Genomic DNA, 23227 nt, shown 5'->3' with positions numbered 1-23227 from the left:
GACGTGGCTGATAAGATCACGCCGGACTGGGAGCGCATAGAGCAGCTGTACCGCGCCGGCCTGCTGTCCGTACGCGAGATTGCAGCATCACAAGGCATCACGCACGGCGCCATCAACAAGCGCGCCAAGCGGGATGGTTGGGTGCGCGACCTCAAAGCGAAGATCAAAGCCAAGGCTGATTCACTGGTATCCAAAAGCCTGGTATCCACTCCGGTATCCATGGATACCATTAAATCGGAGCGGGACACGGTAGAGGCAAATGCCCAAGTAATCGCCAGCATCCGCATTGGGCATCGAACCGACATCGGCCGTTACCGCAGGCTGGCCAACAAGCTTCTGGATGAGCTTGAAGGGTTGACTGATAACCGCGAGTTGTTCGAAGAGCTTGGCGAGCTGCTGGAGCGCCCAGATGACAACGGCATGGACAAGCTCAATGACCTGTATCGCAAAGTTATCGATCTTCCTACTCGCACCAAAACACTGAAAGAGCTGGGCGACACTCTGAAGAACCTGATCGCGCTTGAGCGCCAGGCTTATGACGTCGGCGCCGAGCAACCAAATGACGACCGCAGCAAACTGACGGAAGACGAACTTGATCGCAGAATCGCCAAGCTCTCAGGTCAGCAAGGCTGAGAAACTTGAGCTCCTGGCGCTGCTTGAAGAGAAAGCGCGCCGGGATGCTCAACGGCGACACTTGCTTCAGTTCGAAACGCTGTACGAGTGGCAGCACAAGTTCGTAAAGGCCACGGCCGACAACACGTCATGCATGCTGATGGCTGCGAACCGGGTTGGCAAAACGCGCACCGGCCTGACCATTGATGCCATGCACTTGTTGGGCGACTACCCGGATGACTGGGAAGGGCACAAGTTCAGCCATGCGCCGATGTGCTGGCTGCTGGGCTTCTCGATGGAGAAGACGCGTGACCTGCTTCAGACGCCGCTGTTCGGCACGCTGGAAGGTGGCAAGTGGTCTGGCGGCCTGATACCTGCAGACCGGATCGTTGCCCACCTGTCCGCCACCGGCACATCAGGCGCGATGCGACAGATCACGGTCAGGCACAAGACCGGCAGCATAGCCACGGTGCAGTTCTGGTCCTACAGCCAGGGCCAGCACGCAATCATGGGCGACAGCGTCGACTGGTACCACATCGACGAAGAGCCGAGAGACAAAGCGATCTACCCGCAGGTTCTGACCCGCACCGCAACCGGTGATAAGGGGCAGGGCGGTCGCGGGATCCTGACGTTTACGCCGGAGAACGGGCGCACCGAACTGGTAGTTCAGTTCATGGACTGCCCGGCCGAGGGCCAATACATTCAGCGCGCCACTTGGGCCGATGCACCGCACTTGACTGCTGAGACGCAGCGCAAGTTGCTTGGCATGTATCCAGAGTGGCAGCGCGACATGCGATCCAAGGGGCTTCCATTGCTGGGTACTGGTCTGATCTTCGACTTCGGGGATGAGGACATCAAGTGCCAGCCGTTCCCGTGCCCCGATCATTACTGGGTCATCAACGGCATGGACTTCGGCTGGGATCACCCGCAGGCACACGTGCAGCTGTGGATCGACATGGACTCGGACACGATCTACCTGGCGCATGCCTGGAAGAAGTCCAAGGTCACACCATCCACGGTGTGGGGCACCATCAAGGCCTGGGCGCAGAACGTGCCGACGGCCTGGCCATCGGACGGGTTGCAGTCGGAGAAGTCCTCAGGCGAGCAGCAGAAGGCCGCCTACGTCGATGCGGGATGGCAGATGCTGCCCACGCACGCGACATGGCTGGACGGCGGCGTCGGTGTCGAGATTGGCCTCGTCGAGTTGTACGAGCGCATGACCACCGGCCGCTTCAAGGTGTTCTCGCACCTGACCGACTTCTTCGACGAGAAGATGAGCTATCACCGCGACGAGAACGGAAAGATCGTCAAGCTGAACGACGACATCCTCTCTGCGGCCCGTTACGCCTACATGATGCGGCGATATGCCCGTCAGAAGTACCAGTGCAAGCCTGCTCAGCACGGCACACACCAAACCGATTACGACCCCTTCAACCAATAGGAGAGCAGCCATGTGTGGCGGAGGCAAACTACCAGGCACTGACTTCATCAAGAAGTGGGACCCACTGCGCGGCGGTGACGTGATCCTCGACAAACTCGGCCTGCCAAGCGTGCTGGGTGATGAGCACGGGATGATGAATGGCAACGAGCCCGAGGTGAACGCGACCGGGACCACGACCATTCCGCAGGAATCCAACGTGCCGGAGGAAGTGCAGTCGGCCCGCGATGCAGAGAAGCGCCGTCGCGCGGCTGCGTCGGGCATGTCCTCGACCATCCTCGGCGGCTCTACGGCCGGCACCACCACCGGGACCAAGTCCCTGCTGGGGCAATAACCTATGGACGAGACTCCACGTCAACGCGCAGACAAGCGCCTCACGATGCTCAAGAGCGAGCGTCAGCCGTGGGAGATCACGTGGAAGGACTTGTCCGATTACGTCCTGCCGATGCGCTCGAAGTTCCTGTATGACGGCAAGCCTCAGGGTGATCGCCGCAGCAAGAAAATCATCAACAGCACCGGAACCAAGGCGAGCCGCACCCAGTCCGCCGGCATGGTGTCGGGCATCACTTCACCGGCCCGCCCATGGTTTCAGATGAGCACCGAGTCGCAGGAGGCGATGGAGTTCGGCCCGATCAAGGCCTGGCTGTATGACGTCACCCAGCGCATGCGTGACAAGTTCCTCAAGTCGAACCTGTACAGCGCATTGCCGGTTGTGTACGCAGAGATGGGCACCTTCGGCATTGGAGCCATGTCGATCGAGGAAGACGAGGACGAGGTGTTCCGCTTCGAAGCCTTCACCGTCGGCCAGTATTACGTCGCAAACGGCGCCAACGGCAAGGTGGACACGTTCTACCGTGAATTCAAAATGACCGTGGGCCAGCTGGTCGAGAAGTTCGGCAAGGAACAGTGCTCCGCCCGGGTGAAATCAGAGTGGACTGCAGGTCGTCGTGACACGTGGGTCGACTGCGTCCAAGCCATCGAGCCGAACAAGTACCGTGAAGACGGCAAGCGCGACAGCAAGAACCTGCCGTTCTCCTCGATCACCTATGAGGTTTCGGCCGAGAACCCGAAGGATCTGCTGGAAGAGAAGGGCTTCCACGAATTCCCGATCATCGCCATTCGTTGGGACATGCTGCCCGAGGATGCGTACGCCACCGGCCCAGGCCACGTCGCGTTGCCAGACATCAAAGCATTGCAGCTCTATGAGAAGCGCTCGGCGCAGATGGTTGATAGAGGGTCTGATCCGGCCCTGCAAGCCCCGTCAACGCTTCGTGGGCAGCCAAGTTCGATGATTCCCGGTGGCATCACCTACGTGGATCAGGTGGGCGGCCAGAACACCATTCAGCCGATCTACACGCCGAACCCTGCTTGGCTCGGCCCTCTTCAGCAGAAGATCAACGACCTAGAGCAGAGCGTCAAAGAGTCCTACTTCGCCGACCTGTTCCTGATGATCAGCCAGTTGGACGACGTGCGCAGCGCTACCGAGATCGTTGAGCGCAAGGAAGAGAAGATGCTGATGCTCGGCCCAGTGCTCGAGCACATCAACGATGAGGGCCTTGATCCTCTGACCGACCGCTGCTTCAACATCATGCTGCGCCAGTCGCTGCCGATCTGGCAGGGGGTTATCGACGGCATCCCGTTGCTGCCGCCGCCGCCTGAAGAGTTGAGCGGTATCGAGCTGAAGGTCGAGTACGTGTCGATCCTGGCCCAGGCACAGCGTGCTCTCGGCGTTGCCAGTCTTGAGCGTTACGCGGCGTTTGTGGGCAACCTCTCCGGCGCGTTCCCGAATGCTGCCGACAAGATGGACGCCGATCAGCTCATTGACGAATACGCCAATGCGATTGGTGTTGTGCCAACAGTCGTGCGCGGTGATGAGCAGGTTGCCGAGATACGCCAAGCCCGCGCCCAGCAGGCACAAGCAGCACAAGCACAGCAGGTGCTCGGCTCCGGTATCCAGGGCGCCAAGCTCCTTTCCGAAACCGAAGTCACGCCGAACAACGCACTCGGCCAAATGCTCGGAGCCTAAATGTTTGATGACGACGATATCCAGCGCACTGAGCTGGAGGCCAAGCAGCGCCTTGAAGAAAGGCGTGAGGTCGATGACTTCCTTTGGCTGATGGGCGATCTGCGGGGCCGGCGCATCGTCTGGCGCCTGCTGAGCCAAGCCCGGATCTTCCACTCCACCTTCGACACCCACGGCGGGCGCATGAGCCTGAACGAGGGCGAGCGCCAGTCCGGCCTGCGCCTGATGGCAAAAATCAACCTCCTGTGCCCTGACCTTTACCCGGCCATGGTCAGGGAAAACACAGTGAAACAAGAGGAAAAGATCGATGACTGACGTAACCGAGGCAACCACCACCACAACCGTAAGTGGTGCCGAGACCGCTCCGTCACAGACCGTCGCAGCACCAGCAGTTGCACCCGCAGTAACAGCGCCCGCTGAACCTGCCGCAACCGCTCCAGCCGCGACGGAACCACCTGCCGAAGCCACAAAGCCAGCGGGCGCACCTGAGAAGTACGAGTTCAAAGCGCCAGAAGGCTATGTGCCTGACGCGCAGCTGCTTGCCGGGTTCGAGTCTCTTGCCAAAGAGCTGAACCTTCCGCAAGACGCGGCGCAAAAGCTCATGGAGTTCGACGCCAAACGACTCGCCTCATCCCAGGACGCGGCTGCGGCTGATCAGAAAGCGCAGGTGGAAGCGTGGATCGGCGAACTGAAACAGGACAAGGACTTCGGCGGTGCCAACTTCGACGCGAGCGTCAAGGTTGCCCAGAAGGCCATGGCCGATTTCGGAACGCCAGAACTGCGCCAGATGCTGGATGCGTCGGGTCTCGGGAGTCATCCCGAAGTCGTCCGCTTCTTTCATCGAGTTGGCAAGGGCTTGGGTGAGGGTTCGATTCACAAAACCACCACCGAGCAACCGGCCGAGCGCTCGCTCGCCGAACGCATGTACCCAAATTATCCAGCTTAAGGAGCGCCATACATGGCCACTATTGGTAACACCGTACCGACGCTGCTCGATGTAGCCAAGCGTATGAACCCGGACGGCGGCGGCATCATGCCGATCGCTGAAATGCTCACCCAAGAAAACGAGATGTTGCTCGACATGCCATGGTACGAGGGCAACCTTCCTACCGGCTCGCGCATCACCACCCGCACCGGTCTGCCGTCGGTCATCTACCGCAAGCTGAACAGCGGTGTGCCGCCAAGCAAGTCGACCACTGCACAGGTTGACGAGTCCTGTGGCATCCTCGAAGGCCGCGGTCAGGTCGACAAGGATCTGGCGCTGCTCAACGGCAACACCGCAGCGTTCCGCCTTTCCGAGTCCAAGTCGTTCATGGAAGCGATGAACCAGGAAATGCAGCGCGGCGTGCTCTACGGCAACACCGACGTGACGCCTGAGTCGTTCACCGGCCTGGCTCCACGCTTCCCGACTGTACTGCCTGCCACTGCGCAAACCGGCGCGAACGTGATCGATGCCGGCGGCACTGGCTCGACCAACACCTCGATCTGGCTGATTGGCTGGGGCGAAAGCACCGTGCACGGCATCTACCCGAAAGGCTCGAAGGCCGGTCTGGTTCACAACGACCTGGGCGAAGGCGATGCGTTCGACGTGAACGGCAACCGCTTCCGCGCGCTGATGGACCAGTACCAGTGGAAGTGCGGTATTGCGGTCAAGGACTGGCGTTATGTGGTCCGCATCGCAAACGTCGACGTGGCCACCCTGACCAAAAACGCCGCCACCGGTGCAGACATCCTCGACCTGATGACCCAGGCACTGGAATTGATCCAAGGCCTGACCGGTGTTACTCCGGTGTTCTACGTCTCGCGTCGTGTGCGTTCGTTCCTGCGCCGCCAAACCGTCAACAAGGTTGCATCTGGCACCCTGAGCTACGACAACGTCGCGGGCAAGCCTGCGCTGATGTTTGGCGAAGTGCCGGTGCGCCGTGTTGACGCCATCCTCAACACCGAAGCCCGCCTGGTTTAAGGAGCTCACCATGTACGTTGATAAGCAAGCCGAGTTCTCGGACAGCCAGGTCGTCACTGCGACGGCCATTTCCACCAATGTTTACGACCTGTTCCCGGTCGGTAACGGGGTGAACAGCAACACCGTGCGCGACATCGGTGTGGGCGAAGACGTTTATCTGGTTGTTCAGGTAGACGCCGCAGCCACCGCCGCGGGCGCCGGGACTGTCACTGTCACCCTGGAGTCGTCCACCACTGCGGATCTGGCAACCGCGCCAACCGTTCACTTCTCCTCGAAGGCGTACGCGCTGGCTGAGCTCACGGCCAACAAAACGCTGATGGCGATCAAGCTGCCAGCGGACGCATACAAGCGCTACATCGGTGTGCGTTACACCGTGGGTACCGGTCCGCTGACTGCCGGTTCGTTCTCCGCGTTCTTCGCGAAGGATATCCAGGCGTTCCGTGCGTACGTCAAAGGCTACAACTTCTGAGGATTGAGTCATGACCAAGAAGACTGAAGAGCCTGACCTGAAGTGGTACGAGGTATTGGAGCCGAGCTACATCGGTGACCGCCTCTGCCAAGTCGGTGAGCAGGTGCAGTACGCCGGTGAAGTTGGCTCGAACCTCAAGCCGATCTCCGCCAAGGAAGTTAAAGCCCACCAGCAGGAAGAACAGGAGCCGGAAGAAGAGGACTTGAATGTCCGCGAAGCCGACCTGAACAAGCGCGAAAGCGATGTTGCTGAGCGTGAAAAGCTGGTCGCAACCAAGGAAGAAGAAATTAATGGGCTGGCCGAGGCGAACGATCTGCGCGCCAAGGAGCTTGACGACCGCGAGGAAGTGGTCGCAGCCAAGGAAAAGGCGCTGATCGAGAAGACCAAGAAGTAACACCACCCGCAACACATAGGGGCCTTCGGGCCCCTTTCTTTTTGCCCGAGGAATCCCATGGCCAGTGTCGTCGAAATCTGCAATATGGCGTTGTCGCGCATCGGCAACAGCCAGCGCATTGACAGCCTGACCGAGCGCAGCGTTGCCGCTGAGCAATGTGCGCTGTTCTATGAGCAAACCCGCGACATGGTGCTACGCGACAAACCGTGGCCGTTCGCTACCAAATTCGTAAGCTTGGCGGAAATTGCCGTCAATCCAGATCCAGCCTACCCCTACAGCTATTCGATGCCGGCTGACTGCCTGATGGCGCGCCGCATTGTGAATGACGTGTTCCCGATCAATGCCTGGCCTTATCAGGGGTACGGCTGCGGTATTGATCTGCCGCAGGTTCCGGCGATCCCATTCCGCATCATCCAAGGCGAATCCACCAGGCTGATTGCAACTTCGGTATCACCGGCAACGCTCGAATACACCGTGCGCGTGGAAGATCCTGGATTCTTCGACCCCATCTTCGTCTCGGCGCTGGCCTACAAGCTGGCGGTCGAGATCGCCGCGCCGCTTTCCAAAGACCCGAGCATCGTCAATCGTTGCGAGGGTGCGTATCAGTCCCTTGTGGCTTCCGCGTTTGCCCAAGGCATGAACGAAGGAAGCACCGACCATATGCCGGAATCGGTGTTTATCACTGGTCGGGGTTGCTCATGACCGAAGCCATTCAACCATCCTTCAGTAGTGGCGAACTGGCCCCGGCGACCTATGCGCGTGTTGATTTGGGCCGCTATTACACCGGGCTGCGCACCTGCCGAAACTTCATGGTCATGCCAGAGGGGGGCGTTCGTAACCGGTCAGGGACCAAGTTCATCGCCGAAACCAAAGTGAGCGCCACCAGAACCAGACTGATCCCGTTCCAGTTCAGCACTGAGCAGACCTACGTGCTGGAGTTCGGCAACGGGTACCTGCGCTTCTACACCAATGGCGGTCAGTTGCTGAGCGGGGGATTGCCCTACGAGATCGCCACCTGGTACGCAGACGCCGATCTGTTCACGCTGAACTACACGCAGTCGGCGGATGTGCTGACCATCGTCCACCCGAACTATGCGCCCGCAGAGCTTCGGCGCCTTGGGCCGACCAACTGGACGCTGACGGTCATCAACTTCACGCCGACCATTGCCGCGCCGGCTGGATTATCAGCCACAGCGCGAACCGGTGGCGCTGGCGACACCACACCATTTCGCTATGAAGTGACCGCTGTATCAGGCAGCGAATCGGCGGAAGAGTCTCTGCCTTCTTCGCCGGCCAGCGTCTCAAGCTGGGACAACAAGGCCGGGGCGAACCTGAGCTGGAGCGCCGTGGTCGGTGCTGCAAGCTACAACGTCTACAAGGAGAACAACGGCAGCGGGATATTTGGCTTCATCGGGCGCGCCAGCGGCACCACCTTCACGGACTTGAACATCGCGCCAGAGAAGACCGACACGCCACCGTCCTACGACAACCCGTTTGCAAGTGGCAACAACCCGGGCGTGGTCGCTTATTACCAGCAGCGCCTGGTCATGGCCGCCAGCAATGCAAATCCTCAAACGATTTGGATGAGCCGGGTCGGGTCCTTCCACAACTTCGGGTTCTCCACGCCGACAAAGGACGACGACGCGATCACGCTGACGATTGCCTCACGCCAAGTGAACAGAATTCGCAACATGGTCGCCCTGAAAGAGCTGCTGGTACTGACCTCGGGCGCTGAGTGGACTATTTCTGGTGATGCGACCGGCCTGAAACCAACGAACGTTCAGGCCAATGTGCAAAGTTACATCGGATCAAGCTCTGTTCCCCCGGCGGTCTACGGCAATACCGCGCTGTACGTCCAGGCGCGTGGGCAAAAGCTCGCCGATCTAGCCTACTCATACACCAGCGACGGCTTTCAAGGGCAGGACCTGACCGTCCTGTCGTCCCATCTGGTGCGCGGATTCGAAATCAAGGACATGGCGCTGGCTCAGGTGCCGAACAGCGTGCTCTGGTCCGTTCGCAATGACGGTGGGTTGCTCGGGTTCACGTACTTGCCGGCGCAACAGGTGTTCAGTTGGCACCGCCACGACACTGACGGCCAGTTTGAGTCGGTGGCCAGCGTGCCAGAGGGTGACGAGGACGCGGTTTATGTGGTGGTTCGCCGTCTCATTGGCGGCGTTGTCCGTCGATACGTCGAGCGGTTCGCCTCCAGGCAGCTCAGCGTGCCCGGCGAAGATACGCCGCTGGACCGGGCGTTCTTTGTCGACAGTGGCCTGACCTATGATGGGCGCGGCCCGACACCGTACTACCTGACGCTTGTTTACGGCACCGACTGGAAATATCCGAATCCGCTCACGCTGCTGTCAGGAACCGCCGCGTTTACGGTTGGCGACGTCGGGACCACGATAAAGCTGGTGGGTGACGATGGCGAGAACGTCCGCGTGGTCGTCACGGCCTACGTCGACGCCAAGACGCTCACCGTCATTCCGCAGTCCATCGTACCGGCATCGCTTCGCGGGCTGCCGTCCATGCGCTGGGGGCGGGCGAAGACCACGTTTAGCGGTCTGTCTCATCTCGAAGGCAAGACCGTCAGCATCCTTGCCGATGGCAACGTGGAGCCACAAGCAGTGGTCACCAGTGGATCGGTCAGCATTCAGCGCCCGGCCATGCTGGTGCACATCGGCCTGCCGATCACCAGCGACTTCGAAACGCTGGACATGACCTTGTCCAATCAGCCGAATTTCCTCAGCGCTCAGAAGCGCATCAATGACGTGACGATCATCTGCGAGGAAAGCCGGGGCATGTTCGCCGGCAGCGACGAAAACAACCTGTACGAGTTCAAGCAGCGCAACAGCGAGAACTACAACGACGCCATCAAGTTGCTCACGGGACAGGCAGAAATTCTTATTTCCGCTCGATGGGAGAAGCCTGGACGGGTATTCGTGCGCCAGGTCGACCCACTGCCCACCACCATTTTAGGGGTCATGTTCAATGTCCAAGCCGGAGGCTGAGTTGGTGGCGCTGGAGCACTGGCATATCGCCGCGCTTCTGGCTGATCTGCGCGAAGCCGATCGCGTTGAGCTGGAGGCGATTCGTGGCTGGACGGCAGAGCAGGAGCTGAAACACGCCATCGCCAGCACGAAGTTCGTACGCGCCTGCCTTTGTGAAGGGAGGGTATTGGCCATCTTCGGTGATACCAAGCACGACGCCACCTTTGGGCTGCCGTGGATGGTGACGTCGACGTGGGTAGAGAGTTGCGCGCGGCCTTTCATTTCGGTCTGCCGTGGCGCCCTTGTCGAAGCGCGAGCCCGGCACGTGCAACTGATCAACTTCGTCGAGATACACAACCTGCTGGCGATCCGCTGGCTGAAGTGGCTCGGCTTCGAATTCGCAGCGCCTATCCCCTACGGGATCAATGGCGAGCTTTTTTACCCATTCCAGATGGAGGGCACTCTATGTGCGCAGTAGCGGCAATCCCGTTTGCAATCATGGCTGTAGGCGGCCTGATGCAGGCTCAGGCAGCGAAGAAAGAAGGCGCGGCGGCAGCGTCTGCGGCCCTGCAGAACGCTCAGTTTTCCGAGGCTTCGGCGGCGGACACAATCAAGCGCGGTGATTTCGAGGCTGATCAGCAGCGCATCCAGACTCGCGATGCAATCGGCTCCCAGCGCGCAGGCTTTGCCGCCAACGGCATCGACGTCAATAGTGGTACTGCCGCCAATGTCCAGGACGACACGGCCATGCTCGGCGAACTGGATGCCCTGACCATCAAGAACAACGCCGCACGCGAGGCCTGGGGCTACGGCAACCAGGCCACCCAGTTCAAGACCTCGGCCGCGAACTCACTCAGCACCGGGCAAAGCAACATGTTCGGGTCGCTGCTGAGTTCCGGCGCCAATGGTGCGCGTGCTTACAGCGCGATGGGGAGCTGATCACATGGCAGCAGTCCCTACTTACCGGCGCCAGATCTCGACGCAAGGTCTGCCGCAGGCGCGCGCGATTGCCGAAGGCGGCGACACCTCCGGGCTGCAGCGCGGCCTGGCCGATTTGTCGAATGTCGCTTCGCAGATCATGGAGAAGCAGCAGCAAGAAGCCGACACTACCTCGCTGTTAGAGGCCGATAACAAGCTGACCGAGTGGCAGAACAATGCCTTTTACAACCAGGAAGGCGGCGTCTTCACCAAAAAGGGCCAGCACGCCATCGATGTGACCGGGAAAACCCTGGGCGAATTCGACAAGGCGCAACAGGAAATCGGCTCGTCGCTGAGCAACGACCGCCAACGAGCGCGGTTCAACCAGGTAGTGCAACAGCGCAAGCAGTCCATCTCCAACGACCTGAACCGTTATGAGTACGGCGAGCACCAGCGCTACATGGACGACGTTGATACTGCGTCGGTGCAACTCTCGATCGATTCTGCGGCCCTGAATCCGAATGACCCGAACAAGGTGGGGTTCTACAAGCAGAAAGCGCTGGACGTTGTGCAGAATCGGGCCGATCGCCTTGGGTGGTCTGCCGAGGAAACCGAGCTTCAGAAGCTGAACACCAGCAGCAAGCTGCTCACTGGCGTCATCGGTCGTGTTGCCCAGGAAAACCTCGGCACAGCCAGGCAGATGTTTGAAGCCAACAAGGACGGTTTGAGCGCCGATGCGCAGTTGCGCCTGACCGACCAGTTTCAGCAGGAGCAGCGCCGGCTTCAGGCCGAGGCCCGCCAGCGGCAGGTCGAGGCCCGGCAGATGCAGGCAATCAACCGGATGGAGCTAGGCAGCCGAGTGCAGGATGCGCAGGCAGCGTATATGCAAGGCCTGGACTTCAAGAACCCGCCATCCAAAGCGGATTTCGTAGCAGCCTACGGTCCTGAAAAAGCAGCCGAACGATACGAAAGCGAAATCGCCAAGCCTCAAGCGATTGCGCCTGCCATCCGTGAATTCGCCACGGCCGATCCGCAAGAACGCCAAGCCATTCTGGACAAATTCAATCCCGCCCGCACATCGGCGGGGTCATTCTTCGGTGACAAGGGCACCGGCATGCTGGAGCAAGGCAACATCGATCTTAATGCTCGCCCCACCGTGAAGAACTCCGACGGATCAATCAGCACCGTGCGTTCTATATCGGCGAACTTCGACGGGAAGGAGGTATTGATTCCGACTGTAAGCGATGACGGCAAAATCCTCAGTGACGAGGATGCGATCAAGGCCTATCAGAAGACAGGCAAGCACTTAGGGAAATTTGATAACCCTGACGATGCCACTGCTTATGCAGAATCCCTGCACGAGCAACAGGCCCGGCAGTACGGCTCTGGCGGAACGCCTACAGTTGGCGAGGGTTTCAAGGAAGACCAGCAGCTTTACCAGCACCTGACCAGCGTTGGTTTGCAGTTGATGAAGCAGCAGCAAACCGACCCGGCCGGGTATGCCGTCAAGTACAGCCCCATCGTGCAGAAGGCTTTCGAGACCGCACAGAACGATGGCTCGCCAGAAGCGTATCAGGCCTATGCAGTCGCCACCGCCGCCGAGCAGCAGCGCTTGGGCGTGGTACAGCCGAAGCTTTTGCCGGAAGCCGCAGCCGACCAGTTCGCCGCCTCATTCAGCCAGAAGATGGAAGGCGGAGAAAATGCCGCAACCATGATCGAGCAGCAGGCTCAGCTGTGGGGCAAGGACTTCCCCGCAATCCTGCAGCAAGTGGGCAACAAGCTGCCGGCAGAGGCACAGGTTATTGCTACCGGGCTGCCGAAGGATGTGGCTGAACGCATGGCCACGGTGGCGAACATCAAGGACACCGATCTGTATGCGGGGCTGCAGAAGGGCCAGAAGGACGAGATCGGCCAAGCAGTGCAGGGTGAAATGCAAGCCTTCGCCGAATCCCTTCAAGGTCAGTCGGGCGGGATCAACACCTTCAGCACCATGTACAAAGCCGCTGTCCGCACCGCCAGTTCGTACGTTCTCCAAGGCGAAAGCCCGAAAGATGCTGCACAGCGAGTGGTTAAGGGGATGATCAACGACAAGTACGATTTCTTCGGCACATACCGTGTGCCGAAAACGCTAGATACCCAGGCCGTTAGCCGCGGCGCCGAAGAAGCGCTGAAGCGGATCACGCCCGAAGAGTTGATGCCGCTGCCAGGTATCAGCGGGGTGCTGGAGTCCGAGAACGCTCGCCAACTGCACGAAGCGCTTCAGTCCGGTGGGCAGTGGGTGCCGACCAACGATGAAAGCGGTTTGGCGCTGACCTTGAACGGGTACCGCGTGCGTGACAAAGATGGGAAGCCGCTCGTCAAGAGCTGGGCTGAGCTGCAACAGGAGGGCGTCACAGCCCCGACCAGATCCAAAGGGCCAGCGATGGGGATTTACAATTGACCATCTTCGCAGGCGACGCGCCGGTTCTTGATCGGCGCACGATGCTGGACATCCCGGCCGAGTCCGGTGAGGTGTTTGACGCAGCGTTCGACAGCGCCTTTTCCACCAACCCCACCACCTCGCTGGTGCGCACCGAGGAGCTGGCCGAGCAGGCGGAAGGCCGGGCCGTGGTCATGGGCCCCGAGTCCTACCTTGCCCCGAACGCTGGCCGTCTTGAGCCTGAAACGCCGCTGCTTGAAGCTCAAGCCGCCCGCGACCGTGTGGCCGGCATGGGGCTCGAAATCAAAATCCCGGATCAGGGCATTCGCCAGGGCGCGCTGGATGTGCTGGTTGAGCGCCACCGTGAACAGGCTGCACGCCAGCAGGTCATGGCGCGGGCCAACGGCGGCGCCATGGGCACACAGATCGCTGCGAGCCTTGCCGCTTCGTTGCTCGACCCTCTGAATGTCGCCTCGGCATTCGTGCCGGTGGTGGGCGAGGCGCGCTATGCCGCGATGCTGAGCCGCGCCGCTTCACCTCTGGGTCGTGCGGGCGTGCGCGCTGGCGTGGGTGCGGTTGACGGTGCTGTCGGCGCCGCGATCATCGAGCCATTGCCGCTGATTGCTGCGAGCATGGATCAAACCGAGTACGGCCTCTCCGACTCGCTGGCCAACATCGCGCTGGGCGGTGTGCTCGGCGGGGGCCTGCATTCCATTGGTGGGGCTGCATCTGATGCGCTGCGCCGGAGAATGGCGACCGAGACACCAGCGGCCGACGTGGCACCGAACATTGCCGAGCGGCAATCATCTCCAGCAGCGCAGACCCAGTCCATCAGCGCCGCTGATTTTGACCGGCTGTTTGATCAGGATCCGGACATGGCTCTGCGTGCCTCCTTAGCTCGCAGTCTTGAGGAAGATGGCGCGACCCTCTACCGCAATGCTCAGCGTCAAGCAGTGGACGAGATCCGCCCGACATTGAACGGCGAGCGCGTAGGCAATGTGGCTGATTTGCATAACGAACGACTTTCACTGACCCAGCAGGCTATGAAGCTGGACGATACGTTCAGAGACGTAGCAAAGCAGTATCAGGGGCAGGGCTTGAGCCGCAAGCAGGCCGAGCGCGCAGCTCGTGACAGCATTGCGGCCCAGCGAGAGCAGATCGGCGCACGTCAGGCTGAGATCAACACCACACTCGAGCGGAACCGCGCTGGCGAATTTGACCGCCGCGACCTCGGGTTGATTGAGCGAGGTGAAGTCCCTGAGCGCCTGAAGTCGCAGATCGATGCCCGCGCCAAGCAGATCATGAGTGGCTACCAGCAACGGCCATTGGGTGCTGCCGTGCGGACCGCGCGCGAAACAGCCGCTTCTGCCGACTGGACCGTGCGCGACAGTGCGTTGCGCAGCGCCGTGGCCCAGGCCGTCAGCGGGCGCGATATCGACGTCAACGCGCTGTTCGACCTGGAAGCCCCCGGCAAGTCAGGTGCGGCGCTGGAATACGTCAAGCGACCTACCGCGCGCAGTGTTGATCCTCAAGGCCAGACCGAAAGCCTGCGCTCGGACAGCGAGATAAAAGCCCAGGGTCAGGACGACTTCGAGTCAGCCAGACAAGCCTATGAGGAAGACGAGGCGCTGGTGGACGAGATGCTGGCGCAGTTGCCTGAGGCGGATCGCACCGCCGTTGTGGCCGCCGGGCGTGAAGAGGCGCAGGCCGCGCAGCTAGAAGCCGACCGAGCCGAACAATATTCGAAGGCATACCGCGCTGCGGCCGTGTGCGACATAAGGAATGGACAATGACCCCTTGCATCGACGCCGTGCGGGCTGCCGCTGGCAACCTGGACGATCAGGAAATTTCGGAGATTTTCGAGCTGCTGCGCGGTCGCGCCAAAGAAATCATGGCCAGAGAGGGAGCACTGGGCATGGAGCAGGCAACGCTGCGGGCCGCCGATGAACTGGGCAAGCAGGCAGAGCAGGCAGCCTTGATCGAGCGCCGCAATGCATTGATCAACCTTCGCCGGCGCGCCGAGGTGGTGTCGTTCGTGCGCAACAGCTTCCCGGACCGGCCGGACCTCGGCATCGAATCGTTTCTGGTGGGCACCAACGTTGCGCGCCAAGGTTCCAGGCTGTCGGTAGCGGCTGAGCAGAAGTCGCTGGGAGATGCCTATATCGGCGGGTTGATCCACGACCTTGAAGCCAAAGACCTGACAGCCATCCTCGCCAAGGGTGATTCCGACATCGACATTGCCGACGCGCTGTGGAAGCTCGGCAACGATCTTGACACGTCCAAGCTGAATGACCAAGTGGTCGACATCGCGAAGGTGATCCAGAAATACCAGGAGACGTCGCGCCTTGATGCGAACCGGGCCGGCGCCAGCATTGGCAAAATCCCCGGATACATTGCCCGCCAGAGCCATGACAGCGAAAAGATCGGGTCCGCCGGCTACGACAAGTGGGCCGAAGACATCCTGCCGCGGCTTGACCCCAAGACCTTCGACGGCGTGACTAATGAGGCGCGATTCCTCAAGGGCGTGTTTGATGGGCTGGTATCGGGCGATCACCTAAAGTCCGCTGACGTACCAAAGCCAAATGGGTTTCGTGGGCCGGCCAACATCGCCAAGAAGCTCAGCCAGGAGCGGGTGCTGCACTTCAAGGATGGCGTGTCGTGGCACGAATACAACCAGCAGTACGGCACCGGCAACCTGCGCGAGGCTGTCATGCGCGGCCTGGATCTCTCGGGGCAGAACACCGCCATGATGCGCCGGCTCGGCACCAATCCAGAAGCCAACCTGAACATGGCCATGGACATCCTGAAAGAAGACATCCGCAAGGGTGGAGACACCGAGGCGCTGAGCAACTTCAACACCGCCCGCGAGACGATGATCAAGAACCGCTTTGCTGAAGTGAGCGGACAGACGCGAATTCCGGGCAATGCCTGGCAAGCGCGCATCGCGGCGAACGTCCGGGCGTGGCAGTCGCTGTCCAAGCTGGGTGGCGCGCTGCTGTCGAGTTTCACGGATTTGCCAGTGGCCGCCAGCGAAATGCGCTACCAGGGCAAGAACTTCCTCGGCTCGCTGGGCGAAATGACCGCAGGGCTTGTCAAGGGGCGCGGGAGCAAAGAACAGAAGGAAATCCTGTCCAGCTTTGGCGTGTATGCCGACTCGATGCGCGGCGAGATCATGCGCCGCTTCTCGGCCGATGACTCGGTAGGTGGCAAGATGAGCCGGGGTATGTCCCTGTTCTTCAAGCTCAACGGCCTGTCGTGGTGGACTGACGCCAACAAGGCCAGCGCCGGGCTGATGATGTCCCACAATTTGGCACAGAACAAAGGCAAAACTTGGGGCGCAATGGACAAGGACTTCACGCGCACGCTCAGCCTGTATGACCTCGACGCTGGCAAGTGGGACCTGTTGCGCAGCATGGATACGCGCATGGCGGATGGTCGGGACTACATGACGACTGACGGCATTCCCGGCATACCGTCCGGGCGCATTGGTGAATATCTGGCGTCACAGGGTCGCAAGGTGTCCGAGTCGGCAATCCGCGAAACCCGCGAGGGTCTGGAGCGCAGCCTGCGCGCCTACGTTAACGACCGGGTGAGTTACGCGGTGCTCGAACCAGACGCACGCACGCGCTCGATCATGAACCAAGGCACCCGGCCCGGCACCACGATGGGCGACCTCAACCGCTTCCTGACCCAGTTCAAGAGCTTCCCCGCTGCGTATATGCAGAAGACGCTCGGGCGAGAGCTGTACGGCCGAGGTTATGCGCCTACTCCGCTGGGCGAGGGGTATCGCGGGAGCAAGGATTTGATGGCCGCGCTACGCAACGGCAATGGCGAAAAGCTCGGGCTGGCTCAGCTGCTGCTATGGACCACCGCCTTTGGCTATCTGTCGATGGCGTCCAAGGATGTCGTTAAAGGTCGCGAACCTCGATCAGTCGACGACCCCAAGACGTGGGTGGCGGCGATGGTGCAGGGCGGTGGCTTCGGGATCTTTGGCGACTTCATGTTCGGCGAGGTGAGCCGATTCGGCAACAAGCCGCTGGAAACGCTGGCCGGCCCAACGCTCGGCACCGCTGCCAGCGCCGTCGACCTGTGGAGCAAGGTTCGCTCCGGTGATGACGCTGCTGCATCCGCCTTACGGCTTGCCCAGAACAACACGCCTTTCCTCAACCTCTTCTACACGCGCATCGCCCTGGATCATCTCTTCCTTTATTCAGTACAGGAAGCGATGAACCCCGGCTCATTGCGCAGAACCGAGCAGCGCATCCAGAAAGAGAACGGTCAGCAGTTTCTGATCAGGCCTTCGCAGTCGTACCAAGACCCTCTCGGCATCGCTCGATAAGAGCCAAGCCATCCCAAAGTAACCCCGCCAAGTGCGGGGTTTTTGCATTTAAGGAGTAAGCACTTTGACCGTCTCCAACACGACAAGCGTTGTCCAATACAACGGTAACGGCGCAACTGTGGCCTGGCCAACAGGGTTCAGGTTTTTTAAGAACACCGATCTTGTTGTCACGAAACGCTCGGTGTCGGGTGCTACTACGCTGCTGACGCTGAACACCGACTATTCCGTAACCGGGGCTAATTCGGTAACCGGTGGCACGGTCACCACGACCAATCCGTTGCTGGGCGGGCCGGCGCCTGAGCTGCTGACGATTGCCCGGGTGCTCACGGTTCAGCAGCTGACGGATCTGCGCAACCAGGGCGATTACTTCGCCGAGATCCACGAAGACGTTTTCGATTACCTGACCATGCTGGTTCAGCAAACAGGCGAGAGCGATTCGAGAGCGCTACGGCATCCGCGAGACGCTGAGCACTATCAGGCCGAAGCGCGGCGCATCGTTGATATGGAAGACCCCGTCGACCAGCAGGACGCCACGACGAAAGGTTGGGTGAGCAATCACTTTGCCAGCCTAATCGACCAGGTGACTGGCCTGATCAACACCACCACCGGCATCATCTACGACGCTGGCACGCTGTTCGACCACCTTCGGTTCGGCGTTGCGCGGACCGTCGATAGCATCGCTGCACTGAAGTCGCTTAGCAGCGCCCGTAACCAGCGCGCTTTCGTCATGGGCTACTACGCGGCCAACGATGGCGGTGGCGGCCATTACCGTGTTCGTGTGGGGGATGTGTCCACTGCGGACAACGGCGGGACCATCATCGTGGCAAACGACGGTGCGCGCTGGGAGCTGGTGGTTACCGACCGGGTGTCGCTCAAGCAGTTCGGTGCCAAGGGCGATGGCACCACTGTGGATTCGACATTCATCCAAAAGGCGTTCGATTCTGGCTTGCCGCTGTATGCCGGACCAGGGACATACATTCTGACCCTGTGGCAGACGATGCAGATGGAGGGTGGTTCTACCTTCGCAGCGCTGAAGATCGCTTCGAGCCTTAACCTGCAGGGCGCTGGTCGAGATCTCGTTTCTTTCAAAATGAAGAACAACGAGTCAACCGACGCAAGCCCTAAATATTTCAACATGATAGGAATTAACACCGTCGTTCAAGGGCTGTACATCGACGGCATCACCTTCGACCTTAACGGTCAAAACAACAAGATCAGTCCGGACCGTGCCGGGTTGGTCTACAACTACTTCAACTGCGCCGCCTTGATGGTATCAGGCAGCTTTGGAACAGTAGGGCAAGACGCTCGCCTGATTAACGCAACGTTTACGAACAACCGCGTCAAAAATAGCCCAGGTGTCACGGCGATTTCTCTGGGGCAATCCAACGCTGCCGGTTACACCCTCGGCAACAACATCGAGATCGCTTACAACATCTTTCAAGACAACGGCTTGGACTGTAACGACCACAGTTCGATTTATATGTGGGCGAACAATGTGAAGGTTCACCACAACCTTTTCACTAACTCCGTAATGTCGAGTGGCGTTCAAGGCCCTTTGGCCGCCGCAGAGCTGCACGGTTCTCAGAACTGGTTCCATCACAACACCGTCAACAATTATCTATGGGGCGTTTACGTTGCCGGCAACTTCTCGGGCATTTCTCGCGGTCAGTTCGTGCATGACAATGAATTCTTCGTGGCTCAGAAGGCGGTCATCTTCTTCAATGAGACCATTGCAGAGCCAGGGATGGCCGACATCAATATTCACGACAATCATGTGTGGCTTACAGACGACTTCCGTCATCTGGGTGGTGAACCGAAACGCGCTTTCGACTTGACGCCATCGCAAGGCAATGTCGACGGGGTAAAGGTGCATGGAAATACCCTTCTGTGCACCGACCTGTATGGCGCGATTGCGATTCACATCGGCGTGCTGGCTATCGGCAGGTCGATCAAGAACGTCAGCGTTACCAACAACGAGACAAAAGGATTCGCCACGCCGATCCAGTTCGGGACCACAGGCGGCGGAAGCGTCGAAGGACTGAGCATTGATAGCAACCAGCTGCTTGACATAAAGCCGAACATCACAGCCCCGACGTTCACTATCGCCATCTACGGCAAGGCCGCAAACGGGTCGGTAAAAATCTCAAACAACAAAGGGCAGGGCGTTACCTCTGCTCACCCATATTTCGGGGTGCTGCTCGATACCGGGACCATGTCGAACCTGGACATGCAAAACAACCAGTTCGACGCTGGTACAGCTGCTCCGATCTCGGACACTGTCATCGTGGTTGGCCGCCGGTCGGGAGCGCAGGCGTTACGTTTCGCCGCGCTGCCTACCCAAGGGACGTGGACAATCGATCAGGAAATTGACAAGATCGGCGCAATCGAAGAAGGCACCGCCGGCACCAAATACATGATTCTGGGATGGCGCCGCATGACCAACGGGACTGGCAACACTGGAACCGACTGGCTCCAGCGTAGAGCGCTTACGGGTAACTGAAACCTAGTGAAACACTTGGGCGTGGGGTATCCTTTGCGAACCGCTGACAATACGCTCACCAAGGTTCCCAACCTTGCGCAGTGCTTTGCCGGCGGTTTTTAGAGCTGGTGCATGGCCGCTTGGCTTCCTCCTCGTGGACTTGCATCAACTCATTTATCTATCCAGGAAGGGTTAGAATGTCTGTTGCGCAGAAGATCAATTCTATAAATGCTGACAGGGGGATACTTGTTCCCGTTATTGGCGCGGCTATGTCACTACCCATTGTGATGTTCTCACTGATGGGCTACGACATTAACCCAGCATTTTTGCTAGCACCGCTGATTGGGATAGCTTTCCTGATGAACTTCGGTCGTACAGGGCTAGCTTATATTTCGGCTATGGTTCTTGGGCTGGTTTCAATCGTAGCCGCTAGCAAATTGTCTCCTGATGGCGAAATGGTACGGCATGTTTTTTCGCTGATTCTTATCATGTTTGCTCCGTCGTTTATCTTTCTTGGCAAATACGTATCGAAAGAGCACGACATTGCGAAGGTCTTCTATTGGCTTTCTCTATTTTCAGCGCTCTTTCTGATCTTTGTTACAGTTCGGATATTTTTCTTAGAGCAAGCCGTCCGCATATATGTCGGACCGCTAGGGCTTGCCGCAATGAACGCCGAGTTCTTCGGCCTCCCGGTTTTTGCAACGTTTGGCGTCTTGAGCCTCGCACACTTGGTGTGCCTGCAAGCGTTGATTCTGTGCGGGACACTCATTGGCGGTAAGGCGAGCAGGCCGGTGTCTGCCGTGATTTGGATCGCGCTGTTTTGCGCAACCTTCCTTATTATCGGTAGCGACTCTCGCAGCGCCCAAATCCTGTTGGTGTGGATTCTCGGTTCGGTAATCGTCTACGCGCTCCGCAATGCTTCAGCCCGGCTCATGTGCGGCGCTGCCGTCCTCGCAATGCTTATGGCTTTCGGCGTGACGTATGTAAGAGGGATGAGCGAAAGCCGCCTGGTAAGTTCTATCGAAGTCCTATCCGGCTATGAGGAGCCTGGTGTTTCGAGTGCGCCTAGCGTGCCTGGTGACTCAGGTGGTACGGATGAAAAAGAAGACACTAAACAGATGGTGGAAAAGGCCGACCAGTTCGCAACTGGCCGCGTTGAACTCGCTATCGCGGGCGTGAAAGAAGTCATAGCGAGCCCGTTCATAGGCAACGGTTTCGGTGGGTACGGTCGCTACAACTCTGAAGGCATGACGCCGGCGCTGGAAGCGAACAGCTCGACGCACGTCTATTACCTCACCTTGCTATGGAAAGGTGGGCTGATCTTCTTCATACCATTCGTGGCAATGATCCTGCTCAACCTGAAGTCAGCTATCACCCGCACAAAGTCCAGCGGTGCATCAGCTGAGCGATTCTTCGCTTGGGCTGCCGTGTTGATGGCGTTCGGACCGATGGCGCTGGCCTGGGACATCCTGATAGTCCCGAGCGCTGGGGCGCTGGCTTTCTTCCTGTTCGGCATGCTCGCGGCTCGCAAGAAAGTTTAAACACTGAGCTACGGAAACCGCCTTCGGGCGGTTTTTTTTCGTCGGCAGAAACACATGCTCGCATCGGAATTGGAATAGACTGCTGTTTGCACATACAGTACTGAGCCGCCATGAACGCCCCTGACCACCTTGAAATCTCTCTTGATGAAATGCTGAACGTCCGAGATCCAGGCACGTACCTGGTGATGTGTGAGGGCGACAGCATGAAGGACGCCGGTGTGTTCAGTGGCGATTTGCTGGTGGTAGACAAAGGGCGTGATCCGGTTGCTGGAAACATGGTGATCGGCGTGATCAACCAAGAGCCGGCTGTGAAGTTTCTTAGCTACCTCCACGGCCGGCCTGTCCTAAGGTCTGCCAACAGAGGCTACCCAGACCGGCACATCCTCGAAGGCGACACCTTTGAGGTGTGGGGTGTGGTCACGCACAGCATCCGTGATCACTCAGTCGGCGGCACCTAGCGCCCATGGAATTTTGCGCTGGGGGAAATTCGGGGGAATGGTTCCCCCAAATGATGTGGATTGGTGTTGTGTCGGTATGCGTTGAAAGTGAGGCCCTCAAAGGGTCCGCAAGATTTAGCGTCAACGATCATTTAGGCTGAAAACGGATTCGAAATCCGTTGTACCTTCACCGGTACCTAGGGTTCGAATCCCTATCTCTCCGCCATACATAGAAAAACGCCGTAACTCAATGAGTTACGGGGTTTTTTCGTTTAGGGATGCTATGTCCATTTCGGGACTCAGGGTTCCCAACCAGGCCACTAGCCCCACAATTAAAACCGCCGCCGATAATTCAACCCACACACTGCGCCTTAACGAATTAGCAACCGCCTGATACTGGTCCTTGCGTAATGACCTCTGCAAAAACGGGCCAAGGTGAAACCGGTTGAAGGCGGCCAGCACCAGCATGCCGGCAAACAACACCACTTTGATGATCAGCAAAGCTCCATAGGTGCTGAGGTATACGTCATCGAGTTTTGGGCCCACGATGAACAGATAGTTCACCACGCCAGTGACCGAGATGACGACTACGATCAAAGCGCCCACCGATCCGAATCGGGTGATGGCCCGAGCCAGCAATCTGATGCGCTCTTCGGTTTTTAGCGTGTCGAGCCTTGCCATCCAGGCCAATGCGACTAATGCGCCGAGCCAGGCTCCAGCTGCCAGCAGGTGCAGTATGTCAGTTGCAAAATGCCAAAAACGACGACTGCCTTCATCCATCGCCCCATGACCGTTCCAAGCCAGACTTGCGAGGGCGACACCCCCGGCAATAGCTGCGACCGATAAGCTAAGGCCAGGCGCACGTTGAAGGGGTATCACCGCTAAACCGCCAACGATCAACGCGATGATTCGCACGACGCAGGCCAGCCCTATGTCCGTCTCAAATACCATGATGTCGATATGTGGACGCAGCTCAGCGAAATCTGACTCTCCACTCATGGAGCTCGCCATCATCACCATGCTGGCGACAGACACCAGCACGCCGAGCGCCGACGTCCCCTTCACCAGCGACCGAAATGGCAACACGGTACCCGATACGCGCTCTCGTCCTTTAAGGCTGTACAAGCCGAAAAGCGCCACGCCAAACAACAGCATCAAATCCAGGTACAAGCCGAAGCGCAGGGCAATGCTGGCCCAGTCGCTCATCA

General features: G+C 59.2%; 20 protein-coding genes. 19 read left to right on the top strand and 1 reads right to left on the bottom strand.

Annotated features, from left to right (window positions below; genetic code table 11):
- Positions 1-3 precede the first annotated feature (3 nt).
- The 19 genes from ACYZTS_RS00180 (at position 4) to ACYZTS_RS00090 (ending at position 22040) form a co-directional block, all read left to right on the top strand.
- A complete protein-coding gene (locus ACYZTS_RS00180) occupies positions 4-633 on the top strand; it encodes a hypothetical protein (RefSeq protein ID WP_461993131.1) in 630 nt (209 codons plus the stop codon).
- Positions 593-2053 (top strand): phage terminase large subunit family protein, encoded by a 1461-nt coding sequence (locus tag ACYZTS_RS00175; RefSeq protein WP_461993129.1) that lies wholly within the window; start codon positions 593-595, stop codon positions 2051-2053. The genes ACYZTS_RS00180 and ACYZTS_RS00175 overlap by 41 nt, the downstream gene beginning before the upstream one ends.
- A 10-nt stretch (positions 2054-2063) precedes the next feature.
- Positions 2064-2384, top strand: coding sequence for a hypothetical protein (locus tag ACYZTS_RS00170; RefSeq protein WP_461993127.1), 321 nt, complete (start codon positions 2064-2066; stop codon positions 2382-2384).
- A gap of 3 nt (positions 2385-2387) precedes the next feature.
- Positions 2388-4076 carry a portal protein gene (locus ACYZTS_RS00165; RefSeq protein ID WP_461993125.1) on the top strand — a complete coding sequence of 563 codons (1689 nt, stop codon included), beginning with the start codon at positions 2388-2390 and terminating at the stop codon, positions 4074-4076.
- Positions 4077-4388 (top strand): Bbp19 family protein, encoded by a 312-nt coding sequence (locus tag ACYZTS_RS00160; protein ID WP_461993123.1) that lies wholly within the window; start codon positions 4077-4079, stop codon positions 4386-4388.
- Positions 4381-5019: a hypothetical protein gene (locus tag ACYZTS_RS00155; protein ID WP_461993121.1), complete on the top strand. Its 639-nt coding sequence runs from the start codon at positions 4381-4383 to the stop codon at positions 5017-5019. Before ACYZTS_RS00160 ends, ACYZTS_RS00155 begins: the two co-directional genes overlap by 8 nt.
- Positions 5020-5031: 12 nt before the next feature.
- Positions 5032-6036 (top strand): major capsid protein, encoded by a 1005-nt coding sequence (locus ACYZTS_RS00150; protein WP_461993119.1) that lies wholly within the window; start codon positions 5032-5034, stop codon positions 6034-6036.
- Positions 6037-6046: 10 nt separating this feature from the next.
- Positions 6047-6505: a Bbp16 family capsid cement protein gene (locus ACYZTS_RS00145; protein ID WP_461993117.1), complete on the top strand. Its 459-nt coding sequence runs from the start codon at positions 6047-6049 to the stop codon at positions 6503-6505.
- 10 nt (positions 6506-6515) lie between these two features.
- A complete protein-coding gene (locus ACYZTS_RS00140; protein ID WP_461993115.1) occupies positions 6516-6899 on the top strand; it encodes a hypothetical protein in 384 nt (127 codons plus the stop codon).
- Between the two features lie 57 nt (positions 6900-6956).
- On the top strand, positions 6957-7601 hold the full coding sequence (locus ACYZTS_RS00135; protein WP_461993113.1) for a hypothetical protein: 645 nt from the start codon (positions 6957-6959) through the stop codon (positions 7599-7601).
- Positions 7598-9907 (top strand): phage nozzle protein, encoded by a 2310-nt coding sequence (locus ACYZTS_RS00130; RefSeq protein ID WP_461993111.1) that lies wholly within the window; start codon positions 7598-7600, stop codon positions 9905-9907. The genes ACYZTS_RS00135 and ACYZTS_RS00130 overlap by 4 nt, the downstream gene beginning before the upstream one ends.
- A complete protein-coding gene (locus ACYZTS_RS00125) occupies positions 9888-10364 on the top strand; it encodes a hypothetical protein (RefSeq protein ID WP_461993109.1) in 477 nt (158 codons plus the stop codon). Before ACYZTS_RS00130 ends, ACYZTS_RS00125 begins: the two co-directional genes overlap by 20 nt.
- Complete coding sequence (locus tag ACYZTS_RS00120) at positions 10352-10825, top strand: virion core protein, T7 gp14 family (RefSeq protein WP_461993108.1); 474 nt, start codon at positions 10352-10354, stop codon at positions 10823-10825. Before ACYZTS_RS00125 ends, ACYZTS_RS00120 begins: the two co-directional genes overlap by 13 nt.
- 4 nt (positions 10826-10829) lie before the next feature.
- On the top strand, positions 10830-13244 hold the full coding sequence (locus ACYZTS_RS00115; protein WP_461993106.1) for a hypothetical protein: 2415 nt from the start codon (positions 10830-10832) through the stop codon (positions 13242-13244).
- On the top strand, positions 13241-15016 hold the full coding sequence (locus ACYZTS_RS00110; RefSeq protein ID WP_461993104.1) for a hypothetical protein: 1776 nt from the start codon (positions 13241-13243) through the stop codon (positions 15014-15016). Before ACYZTS_RS00115 ends, ACYZTS_RS00110 begins: the two co-directional genes overlap by 4 nt.
- On the top strand, positions 15013-17562 hold the full coding sequence (locus ACYZTS_RS00105; RefSeq protein ID WP_461993102.1) for a hypothetical protein: 2550 nt from the start codon (positions 15013-15015) through the stop codon (positions 17560-17562). The genes ACYZTS_RS00110 and ACYZTS_RS00105 overlap by 4 nt, the downstream gene beginning before the upstream one ends.
- Before the next feature lie 64 nt (positions 17563-17626).
- Positions 17627-20062: a phage tail fiber domain-containing protein gene (locus ACYZTS_RS00100; RefSeq protein WP_461993100.1), complete on the top strand. Its 2436-nt coding sequence runs from the start codon at positions 17627-17629 to the stop codon at positions 20060-20062.
- Between the two features lie 176 nt (positions 20063-20238).
- The gene (locus ACYZTS_RS00095) at positions 20239-21582 is read left to right on the top strand and encodes an O-antigen ligase family protein (RefSeq protein ID WP_461993098.1); all 1344 of its coding nucleotides are present in this window, start codon (positions 20239-20241) and stop codon (positions 21580-21582) included.
- A gap of 110 nt (positions 21583-21692) precedes the next feature.
- Positions 21693-22040 carry a LexA family protein gene (locus tag ACYZTS_RS00090; protein WP_461993096.1) on the top strand — a complete coding sequence of 116 codons (348 nt, stop codon included), beginning with the start codon at positions 21693-21695 and terminating at the stop codon, positions 22038-22040.
- 234 nt (positions 22041-22274) lie between these two features.
- On the opposite strand, the gene copD is transcribed toward ACYZTS_RS00090, so the two are convergent.
- Positions 22275-23225, bottom strand: a complete 951-nt coding sequence (gene copD, locus ACYZTS_RS00085; RefSeq protein WP_461993094.1) for a copper homeostasis membrane protein CopD — start codon at positions 23223-23225, stop codon at positions 22275-22277.
- Positions 23226-23227 lie beyond the last annotated feature (2 nt).

The organism is Pseudomonas sp. TMB3-21 (assembly GCF_054898145.1).
The sequence above is the reverse complement of the archived record's forward strand: the minus strand, read 5'-3'. Positions and strand labels throughout refer to the sequence as shown.

What these genes read in the sequence shown, in the direction of transcription:
- ACYZTS_RS00115 (WP_461993106.1), top strand. Translation starts at nt 10,830, where the DNA reads ATGGCAGCAGTCCCTACTTACCGGCGCCAGATCTCGACGCAAGGTCTG.
- ACYZTS_RS00120 (WP_461993108.1), top strand. Translation starts at nt 10,352, where the DNA reads ATGTGCGCAGTAGCGGCAATCCCGTTTGCAATCATGGCTGTAGGCGGC.
- ACYZTS_RS00170 (WP_461993127.1), top strand. Translation starts at nt 2,064, where the DNA reads ATGTGTGGCGGAGGCAAACTACCAGGCACTGACTTCATCAAGAAGTGG.
- ACYZTS_RS00145 (WP_461993117.1), top strand. Translation starts at nt 6,047, where the DNA reads ATGTACGTTGATAAGCAAGCCGAGTTCTCGGACAGCCAGGTCGTCACT.
- ACYZTS_RS00130 (WP_461993111.1), top strand. Translation starts at nt 7,598, where the DNA reads ATGACCGAAGCCATTCAACCATCCTTCAGTAGTGGCGAACTGGCCCCG.
- ACYZTS_RS00155 (WP_461993121.1), top strand. Translation starts at nt 4,381, where the DNA reads ATGACTGACGTAACCGAGGCAACCACCACCACAACCGTAAGTGGTGCC.
- ACYZTS_RS00140 (WP_461993115.1), top strand. Translation starts at nt 6,516, where the DNA reads ATGACCAAGAAGACTGAAGAGCCTGACCTGAAGTGGTACGAGGTATTG.
- ACYZTS_RS00090 (WP_461993096.1), top strand. Translation starts at nt 21,693, where the DNA reads ATGAACGCCCCTGACCACCTTGAAATCTCTCTTGATGAAATGCTGAAC.
- ACYZTS_RS00160 (WP_461993123.1), top strand. Translation starts at nt 4,077, where the DNA reads ATGTTTGATGACGACGATATCCAGCGCACTGAGCTGGAGGCCAAGCAG.
- copD (WP_461993094.1), bottom strand. Translation starts at nt 23,225, where the DNA reads ATGAGCGACTGGGCCAGCATTGCCCTGCGCTTCGGCTTGTACCTGGAT.
- ACYZTS_RS00105 (WP_461993102.1), top strand. Translation starts at nt 15,013, where the DNA reads ATGACCCCTTGCATCGACGCCGTGCGGGCTGCCGCTGGCAACCTGGAC.
- ACYZTS_RS00095 (WP_461993098.1), top strand. Translation starts at nt 20,239, where the DNA reads ATGTCTGTTGCGCAGAAGATCAATTCTATAAATGCTGACAGGGGGATA.
- ACYZTS_RS00165 (WP_461993125.1), top strand. Translation starts at nt 2,388, where the DNA reads ATGGACGAGACTCCACGTCAACGCGCAGACAAGCGCCTCACGATGCTC.
- ACYZTS_RS00150 (WP_461993119.1), top strand. Translation starts at nt 5,032, where the DNA reads ATGGCCACTATTGGTAACACCGTACCGACGCTGCTCGATGTAGCCAAG.
- ACYZTS_RS00135 (WP_461993113.1), top strand. Translation starts at nt 6,957, where the DNA reads ATGGCCAGTGTCGTCGAAATCTGCAATATGGCGTTGTCGCGCATCGGC.
- ACYZTS_RS00125 (WP_461993109.1), top strand. Translation starts at nt 9,888, where the DNA reads ATGTCCAAGCCGGAGGCTGAGTTGGTGGCGCTGGAGCACTGGCATATC.